The sequence below is a fragment of the Flavobacterium sp. YO64 genome (assembly GCF_004119505.1).
In the GTDB taxonomy this organism is placed as follows: domain Bacteria; phylum Bacteroidota; class Bacteroidia; order Flavobacteriales; family Flavobacteriaceae; genus Flavobacterium; species Flavobacterium oncorhynchi.
In genome coordinates, this window is record NZ_NRQV01000012.1 from 18,626 (window position 1) to 30,516 (window position 11,891).

10 protein-coding genes are annotated in these 11,891 nt (G+C 30.6%); 1 reads left to right on the forward strand and 9 read right to left on the reverse strand.

The genetic code is table 11. From position 1 onward, the window contains the following. Nucleotides 1-29 precede the first annotated feature (29 nt). Nucleotides 30-1,166, forward strand: coding sequence for a DUF4105 domain-containing protein (locus BOW57_RS10255; RefSeq protein ID WP_129054040.1), 1,137 nt, complete (start codon nucleotides 30-32; stop codon nucleotides 1,164-1,166). On the opposite strand, the gene BOW57_RS10260 is transcribed toward BOW57_RS10255, so the two are convergent. From BOW57_RS10260 to BOW57_RS10300, 9 genes are all read right to left on the reverse strand, one after another. Next, a complete protein-coding gene (locus BOW57_RS10260) occupies nucleotides 1,167-2,561 on the reverse strand; it encodes a sugar transferase (RefSeq protein ID WP_129054041.1) in 1,395 nt (464 codons plus the stop codon). 73 nt (nucleotides 2,562-2,634) lie between these two features. Beyond that, a complete protein-coding gene (locus BOW57_RS10265; RefSeq protein ID WP_129054042.1) occupies nucleotides 2,635-3,966 on the reverse strand; it encodes an O-antigen ligase in 1,332 nt (443 codons plus the stop codon). 4 nt (nucleotides 3,967-3,970) lie between these two features. Next, nucleotides 3,971-5,041 carry a glycosyltransferase gene (locus BOW57_RS10270; protein WP_129054043.1) on the reverse strand — a complete coding sequence of 357 codons (1,071 nt, stop codon included), beginning with the start codon at nucleotides 5,039-5,041 and terminating at the stop codon, nucleotides 3,971-3,973. Next, nucleotides 5,038-6,153, reverse strand: a complete 1,116-nt coding sequence (locus BOW57_RS10275; protein ID WP_129054044.1) for a glycosyltransferase — start codon at nucleotides 6,151-6,153, stop codon at nucleotides 5,038-5,040. Before BOW57_RS10275 ends, BOW57_RS10270 begins: the two co-directional genes overlap by 4 nt. 76 nt (nucleotides 6,154-6,229) lie before the next feature. Then, the gene (locus BOW57_RS10280; RefSeq protein WP_241687431.1) at nucleotides 6,230-7,387 is read right to left on the reverse strand and encodes a glycosyltransferase family 4 protein; all 1,158 of its coding nucleotides are present in this window, start codon (nucleotides 7,385-7,387) and stop codon (nucleotides 6,230-6,232) included. After that, the gene (locus BOW57_RS10285) at nucleotides 7,377-8,756 is read right to left on the reverse strand and encodes a CDP-glycerol glycerophosphotransferase family protein (protein WP_129054045.1); all 1,380 of its coding nucleotides are present in this window, start codon (nucleotides 8,754-8,756) and stop codon (nucleotides 7,377-7,379) included. The genes BOW57_RS10280 and BOW57_RS10285 overlap by 11 nt, the downstream gene beginning before the upstream one ends. A gap of 8 nt (nucleotides 8,757-8,764) precedes the next feature. Then, nucleotides 8,765-9,646: a hypothetical protein gene (locus BOW57_RS10290; RefSeq protein WP_129054046.1), complete on the reverse strand. Its 882-nt coding sequence runs from the start codon at nucleotides 9,644-9,646 to the stop codon at nucleotides 8,765-8,767. Beyond that, nucleotides 9,646-11,079: an MBOAT family protein gene (locus tag BOW57_RS10295; RefSeq protein ID WP_089055277.1), complete on the reverse strand. Its 1,434-nt coding sequence runs from the start codon at nucleotides 11,077-11,079 to the stop codon at nucleotides 9,646-9,648. The genes BOW57_RS10290 and BOW57_RS10295 overlap by 1 nt, the downstream gene beginning before the upstream one ends. A gap of 148 nt (nucleotides 11,080-11,227) precedes the next feature. Continuing rightward, nucleotides 11,228-11,890 carry a cytidylyltransferase domain-containing protein gene (locus BOW57_RS10300; RefSeq protein WP_129054047.1) on the reverse strand — a complete coding sequence of 221 codons (663 nt, stop codon included), beginning with the start codon at nucleotides 11,888-11,890 and terminating at the stop codon, nucleotides 11,228-11,230. Between the last annotated feature and the right edge of the window lies 1 nt (nucleotide 11,891).

Here is an 11,891-nt window from a genome sequence, read left to right on the forward strand (position 1 = left end):
AACCGTTCAACTTTTTAAAATTTTAAATCATGAAAAATGTCCTTTTCAAAAAAACACTTTTTAGTTTACTATTATTACTAAGTTTTATTGGTTACAGCCAAAATATTCCTTTATCGAAAGAGGCTAAAGCAAGTGTGATTACTTGTGGTTTAGGTAATGAAACCTATTCTTATTTTGGACATACTGCGATTCGAATAGCTGATCCTGCCAACAATATTGACGTTGTTTACAATTTTGGTGCTTTTGATTTTAGAACTCCAAACTTTGTAGCAAAATTTGCGAAAGGTGATTTACAGTATTTTGTAATTACACATTCTTTTTTAGAATTTCTAAACGAATATAATGAGGATAAACGAAGTGTTTTTGAGCAAGAGCTTCTTATTTCTCAAGATTTAAAACAAAAACTTTTTGATAAACTAAATTCTGTTCTATTATCTGAAGAAAGATATTATACCTACAAGTTCATTGATAAAAATTGTACTTCGATGGTGGTTGATATTATCAACTCAACTTTAAATGGAAATGTTATTGTTAAGAAAGAGGACACTGATAAAACATACCGTTCTATTTTATTCCCTTATTTTAATGGGCATTTTTATGATCAATTAGGAACTAGTATTATTTTTGGAACTAAAGTTGATCAATTGGGAACCAAAATTTTCCTGCCTTTTGAGTTAAAAAATAGTTTAGCGAAAACTACTTTTCAAAATCATCCTTTAGCAAAAGAGAACCAAACACTTTTGAGTTTTGAAAAAGAAACACCATCCTCATGGTGGAATAACATTTATACTTATTTAATTATTTTAGGTTTTGTCGTTTTAGCGCATAATAAAATTATCGATAAAATCTACCTGTTCATTTTGTCTTTAATAGGAGTATTTTTTGTGATAATGGGATTTTATTCATTTCACCAAGAACTGGCAATGAATTACAATGTTTTACTATTTAGTCCGCTATTATTGATGTTAATTCTTTTTTCAATTGCAAAAAACAAAAGATGGACTTACCGATTTGCGGTTTTACATTTGATCTTCTTAATTGTTTATGCTATTTTCCTAATCAATAAAGCACATTTTTTAATTGTTTTACCAATGATAATCACAAGTGGTTTTGTGCTGGTTCGAGTTGCAATAAGAAACAAAAAACGCATCCCGATAATAATCTAATTACTGTCCGCGATAAAACAAAACGGTAGTTATAGTTTTGAAAGAGATGCTTAAATCTAGAAAAATACTTCGGTGTTTAATATAGTATAAATCATATTGCAGTTTTATCAAACTCTCGTCTATAGACTCTCCATAAGAGTAATTAACTTGTGCCCATCCCGTAAGACCAGGTTTTATAACATGACGGGTTTCATAAAAGGGCATTATTTGCGCGATTTTCTTAACAAAAAAAGGTCTTTCTGGTCTTGGGCCAATTATTGCCATATCTCCTTTTATAATATTGATAAACTGCGGCAGTTCATCAATCCTTGATTTACGCATAAATTTACCAAATGGAGTTATTCGCTTATCATTTGAAACTGCAAAAACTGCGCTTTGCGTTTCTTGAGCCTCAACCATAGTTCTAAATTTGTAAATTTTAAAAACTGATCCATTTTTACCTACTCGTTCTTGCGTATAAAACAAACTTCCTCTATTAGCAAAAAAATTAGCGAAAGAAATAAAGGGTATAAAAACAATACAGATTATTAAACCGGCAAATGAAAAAACAAATTCTAAAAGGCGGATTAAAGCCAAATACAATTTATTGCTATTGCTGCGGCTAAACGGAAAAAACCGATAGAAGTCTCTTGCAATATAATGGACTGGTATTCGCTGTGTTTTACTTTCATAAACCTGTGTATACTCTCTAATACTATTTCCAGATTCTAGTAAATGGAGTAACTGTTGATACAAATCGGCATTGATTCCATCTGTCTTTTGAGATGCAATAACAATTTCAGAGATACTTTGATTCGCGACGAAATCTTCGAGTTCATTTTTCTTAATTTCTTTTACGTAATAAAAATCATTATTCTCCTCAGAAACAGAATCAGAATTAACGAAACCTACAATTTTATAATGCGGATCGACATTTTCGAGTCCTAAAACCAGTTCTTCAACCTGATTTTGGCCGCATATCAATACAACATTTTGTGAAAAACGATGAGACGCCAAAAAGAAGGCATAAAAAAACCGCCAAAGTAGCACGGTAATTAATATTGTGAAATAAAAGATAAAGATAGCCAATCTCTGACTTGGAAGTTCAGGCGATAATACCGGTGTAAAAAGATAAATTAAAACTGTAGTTGAAACCGCTAGAATAACATTTTTAAGTATTTGAAATTGATTACTGGCCGCCTGCAAATTATATACCTCAAAAATAGCTCCAAAAACAGATAGATATGCAACAAGGATCAAAGGGCGATAGAAGGTCTTTTTTTCAAAAGCAAGATAATTATAATCAAAAATGCTGTTTAATAAATATAGAGCTGTCAAAACAAAAAAGATATCAAAAACAAAAAGTAATACTTTTCGTTCTGAAATTTCAAAGTGCATTTTTTTATTTGAGGACATTTACTTTTTTGCAGATTTAAAAGCTTTACTTCAAAGCAAATATACAGTAAAAAACATAAACTTTATCCTACAATTATGTTGTTTTTTCTGGAAGTTTTATTTGCACAAATAAAAGTGTCAAAGCATATATAAATGCAGGAGCTGCTGTTCGCATAGCCGCATGATTTATCGTAAGAAACCAAAAAATGAAAAAAGACAAAAAATACAAATGCTGTCGATTGTTGATATATAATATAAACGGAGTAATAAGTAATATCAAAAGTCCAAATATGCCCAATACACCATGTTCGCTTAGCATTCTTGTTATTTCGTTATGAGAAGCAACTTCTTGTCCTAATGAATCTTTTCGCAATTCTTTTCCCATTCCTGCTCCTACTCCAGTAATGGGGTTGTCAAAAAACATTTTAAGATCTGCCTCTATAACTGCTTCTCTCCCGCCCAATCGATCTGTTTTCTGTCTTCCTTTAGCATCTTGATTAGCATATCTTTTTTCGATTAATCCGCTGGTTTCCGAAATAGTATATCCCCAAATACCAATTCCTAAAAGGCACGACAAAATTACAACTAAACCGACCTTAGCTTTTCCAAGAGAATTCGAGAAGTAATAAATTACAACCATAAGACAGATAATCATGGCAATTCCAGCAATAACACCACCTCTCGAAAAGGTAACAATTGCACGATAGCTTACCAAGGTCAGAAGAATTCCATTTAAAATAATCTTCTTTTTTGATTTTGAAAACAAAAGCAATTGAGAGAAAAAGACAAACATTCCTAATCCTAAAATAGTAGAAACTTGATTAGGACCAAATCCGCCTGAAGTTTCAAAATTAGACTGTGTACCCGTAACAACATCTTTTACGCTTGGATTATACAAGAAAAGATAAACTACTGTTGAAATAATAGGAAGTCCCATTACTAAAATAATATTTTGAAGATCTTTAAATAGAATTTTTCTTTTAAACATATAGATTGAAGAAACTGCTAAACACACTGGACCTGATAAATTAAATACTAAAGCTTTTTTAATATCTATATTGAGATCAGCTGTACTTACAGAAACAAAAATCCCAGGTATTAACAACAATAAATAAAAGAAATAAACGAACGATTTAGTTGAAACAGTACTATAAAACATGCCTGTTAACATAAAAAAGACAACCAGCATTTTTACATATTCATTACTGAAATTACCTCCTGTCATTCGCAAAAAAACTTCAACGCATATTAAGTAAGCACTTACGTAAAGAACTTCGTTATTCTTATTCTTGCTTCGAAAAACAACAAAGAGGCCAACAACTGGAATTAAAAAAGCATAAAGCATTGACAAAAAAGGTAACACAAAAACCATCAATGCAATTATAACATGGACTAAAATAAGATAAGAAAATGAGATTCTTTTCATTAATTTAATTCTTATAAAGCTGTATTACTTTTTTGATTACAGCCTCTTTTGAATATTCCTTTGCTGCTGATTTTGAAAAATTTTCTGCTAAAGTAGTTCTCAATACTTCATCGTTAGTTAGTAATTTCAACTGATCCTTCACTTCTAAGAAGTTTAACGGGTCAAATAACAATCCGTTAAAACCATTTTCAATAATTTGCGAACAATAACCAACATTAGAAGAAAGAACTGCCAATTTTTCTGATGCATACTCTAATAAAGTTATAGGGAATCCCTCGTTTGTCGAAACCAAAACTCCAATTGAAGATTGCGATAATATATATTTGATATCGTTCCTTTCTCCATACAAATGTATATAGCTTTCTAATGAATTAAACTTTACAAACTTTTTTAAATAGGCTGAATAAGAGTCGAAATAATCTTTTCCGATTAAATGTAAAGTCCATCCTGATTCCTGCAATCTTAAATCTTGAAAAGCTTTAAGCATTAGAATGTGATTTTTGGGTTCTTTTAAATTTGCTAGAAAAACTATTCGCCTGCCTAGAATTCCTTTTAATTTTGTTGTTTGTAAATTATCTTTTGTATCTAAAATGAAATTTGGAATAAAAAAAACATTTTTACAAAACATACTTTTTTTGCTCCAATCTTCTAATTGCAGATTTGCTGCAAAAATCGAAGCAAAAAAGAAAGAACAAAAAATCAACATTTTATTCTTACTCTTCGATTCAACAGCTCTATTTCCAAAATGATCGTGCCAGAAAATCTTAGTTCTGGGCAATGTCAATTTTACTAAAACTGCTGTAAAAAAAGAAGTACTGTGCGCATGGATAATTTCGATTCTATTATTTAATATATACCTTCTTAACTTTAAAACAGCTTTAAAATCAACTTTACCCTTTTTGTTTAAAAACAAATACGAAACATTTTCATTTATCTGATCAAACAATTGTCCCTCTTTTCGAGTTACAATCAACCCTGAAAAAGTCACTTCTTTTGATAAAGCATTGGCATAATTCACCGCCATTCTTTCGGCACCTCCCATTTGCAATGAATCTACAATTTGCACCACTCTCATTTCTCAAGTACCTTTTTAAGTTCTGTTTCGAAGATTTCAATTGTATAATACTGTGACCAATCAGCAGCTCTCTTACTAATTTTTAGAAAAAGTTTTTCATCTAAAAAATCAATTATTTGATCCCGATCTTTCTCTAAATTCATGTTCAATATTATTCCTCTTTTTCCATAATCTAGCATAAATGGAACACACGAAACTTTTGTCGCAATAGGTATACAACCCCAAAACATTCCCTCGGCAATAGCTTTTGGCCATCCTTCACTCTTTGAAGGTAAAATAACAAAATGGCTTTTTTGGTAGGCTTTTTTTAATGTTTCTTTATCTTGATTACCATGCAAAAAAACAATGTTTTGGAGTTGATTTGCTGCAATATAATTTTCTAAAGAATCCCTTTCATTTCCTTCTCCATATAAATTTAAAACCGCTTTATTTCCTTTTTTCACAAGTTGTTCGATTAACTTAACAGCATATATCGGATTTTTACCTTCAACTAAACTGCCTGCAAATACGAACTCAATTGTTTGATCTAAACTCTTTTTTGTGATCAATTCTTTTTCAGACTCTGAATAAGTTGCGGTAAAAAACGGTCTTATATTTTTTGATTGATTTTCCCAGTCTCCGTAAACCAAAACCTGTATATTTCTGCTCAAAAAAGTATTAGTTAAAATATACTTTTGTAAACGGTATGTCCAAGGCTGTTTACTTTGAGGGTCCCAATTCCCTGCATACTTCGCCGATTTTATTTTATTTGGGAAAAGTATTTGAACAAAACAGCCCAATAATCCAATATTTCCTGGACATCGCAAATGTATATGATCAGCATCTTTCATAGCCCAAAAGAGCTGCCAAAGGATAAATGGAATTTTGAAAATCGATAAAAAACTGTTTTTAAAACTAGTAAAGCTAAAGTTGGAAACGCTCCTAAAATCAATCTTGCTATGTTGATAAGCGCTGTCAATTTTTGTTATCCTGTTTTTTTTTAATGGAGCCAAAATAATAACCTCATCAACATATTTCAACCAACTATTCATTTCAGTCACATACGGCGTATAACCTAAATACTCATTTCTTTTTTGAATATGATTAACATTTGTAATTATTAAAAACTTCATTTTATATCTGCTTTCATCCTTATTTTCGGAGAATTCATTTTATAACTCGTACATAAAAACAAGAAGCCTTACATAGTTAATTCTGTAACTCTTTAAAAAAAGTAATAGTACGAGTTACTATATCATCAACTTTATACTTTTGAAGCACAAGCTCTCTTGCACTTTTTCCTATTTCATTTACTTTTTGTTTGTTAGAAAGAAACCATATAATTTTTTCAGCAATATCTGCTGGATTGTATGAATCACACAACAAACCTGATTTATAATCTTCAATAGTTTCAGGACCTGAACCGTATTTTGTAAAAACTACCGCTTTTCCCATTGCCATTGCTTCAAGTGCAACAAGACCTTGAGTTTCTATATGAGATGGAAAAACGCAAACAGCAGCTTTTGAATATGCTTTTGGAATATCTTCAAAAGGAATCGCTCCGTGAAAATGAATATGTCTTGCTAATTGTCCTAATTGAGATAATTCCTTTTCTTTAAGCATCTGTATGTAAGAGCTTCTATCTGGAAAAAACCAATCTCTTCCATAAATTTCTAATGAAACATTAGGAAACTTTTTATTTACTAGCGGAAAAGCCTGAATCAACTGCCGGATTCCTTTTTTCTCGCAAACCGTCCCAACAAAAACAATTTTGTTCTGAGATTCATTTTCATTTACAGGTTTAAAAAAATCCGTATCAATAGGGTTACTTAAATATACTAGTGGTTTGTTATTGTAACTCAAATACTTTTCGGTATGATTTTTTACATAATGAGAAACTGCTATAAATGCATCACTTTTTTTGAAAGATCTTTTTTCCTGAAACCCTTTCCATTTGTCAATTTTTCTTTTTTCACTTTCTGCAAAAAAATGATGGCCTCCATGCAGACGTATCACATATTTTACATCTGGTAGCTTATTTATAAAAGAGAGACTAAGCTCAGATGATTCAACAATTTGTATTGAATTACTTTGATGTATTTCTTTGATTTTATTATTAATCAATTTAGAGTTTAAATACCACGTAAAGCCTTTTACTGTATTTTTCTTTAATCTATAAATTTCTACACCCTCAACAATTTCAGTTTCGTCTTTTGCAATGTAATTTATCCCAACAACTGACACTTTCATTCCTTGTTTGACTAGTGCTGGTGCCAATGTTCTAACAAAACTTCCTATTCCTCCATGTGGGAAACCTTGTTTCGGAAATTCGTTTGTTATAAAACAAATATGCATCTTAAACAGCAATGAGTTTTTGCCTTATGTTGTTTGATGCATTTTTATAATCTCCAAGTATTTTCACTTTCCATTCTTCCATAGCAGCATTTTGACTTGTCTCTAAAACTATTTTTTTTGAAATTTCTTCTTTGCTGTTCAGCCAAATAACCGCTTTTTTATTTGGCATACTCTTAAAATGCTGCAACTGATAGATTGTCTTTACGGACCAATTTTCTTCTTTTTTATTTTGCTGATCGTAATTAATGAAGATGCAAGGTTTATTAAACATCCAAAAATCAAATGCCATTGTTGAACCGACATTTATAACTATATCAGAATAAAAAACGGTGCTGACAAGCAGTTTTACATCTTCGAGAGATGGATAGACAGCATTCCATTCCTTTGATTTACTAAAATACCACAATGGCGAAGCTTCTTTTATTAGATCTTTAAATTCATTTATAACTTCATCAAATCTTCTTGAAAAGTCAACTGGACATCTTCTAAATAGTATTTGATACTGGTGCTGTAAATTTGCTCTAATAATTTCTTGAGCAAGATCTTTTAAGTAACTCGGATCATCAGGAGATGTTTTTAGATCATCTCCTGAAAAACATATTATTTTCTTATTTGGATCTAAATTATATCTTTTATAAAAAATTTCTTTTTCAATTATATTCTCCGCTTTTTTATAAAACTCAAATTGAGGTGTTCCTGTGACAGAAATTTTATCCGCAGAAATTTCAGGATAATATGTATTCAGCTCATTTTTCATATAATCTGACCAAACTAAATAATTATCGGCTCTTAAAGCTAAACGGGCTTTGGGCAGATTATCCCAAGAATAAATCACGGTTGTTGTCGAAATTCCTAAATCTGATGCCGCAGCAAATATTGCTGCTGCTTTTAAAGCTCTTTGATGGGAACAGAAAACAGCACTAGGCCGCTCTTTTTTTAGATTTTTTTTTACCTCATCGTAAAGAGGATTTTGACGAAGGGCATTCTGATATCTTTGTTCTAATTTTAAAATGCTGGAATACTTTTTAAAAAAAGGAGCAATACACTCAATTACTTTGTAGAAAATCTTTTTAGAAAATGTCTTTTGATTCCAATTCCAGTTACTTAACAAAGTTGGATTCTTCACCTGTTTCTGATTGTAATACAATCTTGATAAACAAATTAATTCCCTCAGAAATTTTTCCTTTACAGATTCTTTATAATCAGGAATTACAATTTCACTTTCTATTGCTACATGCTGCTTAATTGCTATTATGGTCTCTGGATCAAAATTATGAAACAGAATCAATTCTTCGTTTGTATTAATAAATGTGTCTGAATAAAGGTAATTTCTAATTCCAACTCCATCAGGAAAGAATAGTAAAATTTTATTCCTCTTCATTAAAAAACCTACTTATTAAAAAAGTCTTTCAAAATTCTAGCCGTAAAAATTTTAGCACCTTCATCTGTCATATGTCCGCAAGACGAGAAGTACTTATTTTCGATCACTATGTTCTCGTAATTATGAATCTCGGGATAAGCTTTTTTAACTTTCTCAAAATAATTCATTCCCACAACGTTTTCGCACATTGGCGTCATTACTGCAATAAAATTAATGTTGTTTGCTTTGCAGATATTTTTAATTTCTTCGTAATATTTATTATGAGGAAGCGGATTTAAATTGACAATATTATTTTTCATATTGCCATTTTTATGTTTTTCTAATGGATAATATCCTAGGTTATCTAATGCATTTGTTTTTTCATTTTTAATGATTTTACAAACTTCTCTAAAACCAATTTTGCTATCAAACTTTATGAATCTATAAAATGGAATATAATAGAGTTCATTAAAATTTTCTTGAGATTTAAACTGATTTTTTATTACTTCCGAATTATGAATGTAAGGTAAAAACTTTGCCGAAACGCCATCAGATTCTTTGTCGTTTGACAAATTTAAATCGGCTTCAAGAACAACATTTTTAATTTTGTATTTTCTTTCAATCATTAATTTCAGCATCAATGAAGCTTCAAATAAATGTCCGCCGCTCATACCATAATTAAAAGTTTTCAGCCCTTTGTCTTCAAACATTTGCGAAACAAAATGATTGTTTGCTCTCGAGGAACCTAGAATAACTACATCATAGTTTTGAGGTTTAGAATTGACAACTGTTTCAATTTTTCCGCGATTTTTTGATTGAAAAAAAACCGCTGTATAAAGTCCATCCAAAACAACTGCTATTAGAGTTGTTATTAGAATAATTTTAGCGCTATAAGTTAAAAAACGTTTCATTAAAATTGAAAATATATAAATTCTTTATAATCAGAGAAAGTTCCAAACGCAAGTATTGCTGTAATAGCCAATGCAATTTTAAGCATACTATTTCGTCCTGAAAGCGGTTCGATCTTAGCACGGCTATTCCACTCTACTGCAACAAACAATACTACTAAGAGTATTAATTCATAATTATATCTTTCATTATCTAAATATTGAAAACTAAAATCTTGATTTAAAACTAATCTTTTCAGATACAACAAAGCATCTGATATCGTTCTTGCTCTAAAAAACACCCAAGCGATACATGTAATTATAAACGTTGATAAAATACTAAGGATTACTTTTACAGAGTCTAAATCTCTTTTTAAAACTATTGTATCAATGTTATTTCTGTTACTTTTTGCCAGAAGCAGCGGTAAAAAATAAACAGCATTTATGAATCCCCAAGCTATATAAGTCCAATTTGCTCCATGCCAAAATCCGCTGACAATAAAAATTATAAACGTATTTCTAATTTTCATCCAAAGTCCGCCTTTACTTCCTCCTAACGGGATATATAAATAATCTCGAAACCATGACGAAAGCGATATGTGCCATCTTCTCCAGAACTCAGCAATATCTCTAGAAAAATAAGGGTAATTGAAGTTTCGCAACAAATCGATTCCAAACAATTTTGAAACCCCTAAAGCAATATCTGAGTAACCTGAGAAATCTCCGTAAATTTGAAATGCAAAATAGACGGCTCCCAATATCAATGAAAAAGAGTTCATCGTTGAATAATTATCGAAAATGGCATTAGCATAAGTTGCGCAAGTATCGGCAATAACTACTTTTTTGACTAATCCCCAAATAATTTGACAAACTCCATCTTTTGCAGTTTGAAAATTAAATTCGCGTTTTACTTTTACTTGCGGAAGCAAATGTGTAGCTCTCTCAATTGGACCGGCAACCAGCAAAGGAAAGTAACTTACAAACAAGGAATAATCTACAAAGTTGTATTCGGCTTTAATTCGTTTATAATAAATATCTATTACATAAGACAGACCATGAAAAGTGTAAAACGAAATCCCTACCGGAAGAATCACATTTAACAAAATTGGACTTGCTTTAAATCCTGCTGCACTTAACAAATCTGCAAAAGAGGCTGCGAAAAAATTATAGTATTTAAAGATTCCCAAAAATCCAAGATTAACAATAATACTTAACCAAAACCAAAATTTCCTGCTTTTTTCCGATTTCCCTTTCTCAATTTGAATTCCTGTATAATAATCTAAGAAGGTTGAAAAAACTAATAAGAATAAAAACCTCCAATCCCAGCAGGAATAGAAATAATAACTAGCAATAATTAATACAAAATTTTGGGTGCTTTTGTTTTTATTAAAAACGAACCAATACAATAAAAATACTATTGGTAAAAAAACAGCAAAAGCTATGGAGTTGAAAAACATAAGTGCTTAAAAGTGGAAATTAATAACGAAACATATTTAAATATCTCTAAATTGTTTTTGATGATTGAGCGGACAAATATCCGATTTCTGCAGACAACTAAGAAATAATTTGGTAATATTTCTATATACAGACTCATTGAGATGTAAATCAATACATATTTTTAAATAAAAATGCAGCGTAATCAAAATCCTCTTGGGTATCAATATCAACATTCGCGAACGTATGGTTTACTTCGTATGGTAATGCATCTTTTGAAATAATTATATCTTCAAAAATTAATTTTGCTTTCGTGATATACAGTAATCCATTTTCAAAAAAAAGAGGCTCCAAATCTTGGCTCCTTTGTCCGATTTTATAAGTAAACGGAATAAATTTATTATCGACTATTTTTCCAAACTTTTTATCATTCCCAGTAACCGTAAATAAACTATCATACCGCTCTCTTTCATATGCTCTAAAAGCATCTTTCAATAAATTTTCTGGTCTTAATGGATTTGTAGGCTGCAGTAAAATAACATTTTCAATATCAACATTTATTGTCTCTAAAACATGCTTCAATGCAGTTACGGTTGGTTCTAAATCTCCTGATAGCGATTCTGGTCTGTCTATAACTTTTGCTCCAAATTGTAATGCAATCTTTTTTGTTTCTGCATCATTAGTCGAAACATAAATTTCATCAATTATTTCACTATTGGCTTGTGCATACAAAATACTATGCACCAGTAAAGGAATACCGCCAATTAGTTTTCTGTTTTTTTGATACAGTCTTTTAGAACCTCCTCGTGCTGGAATTATGGCAATTGTTTTCACT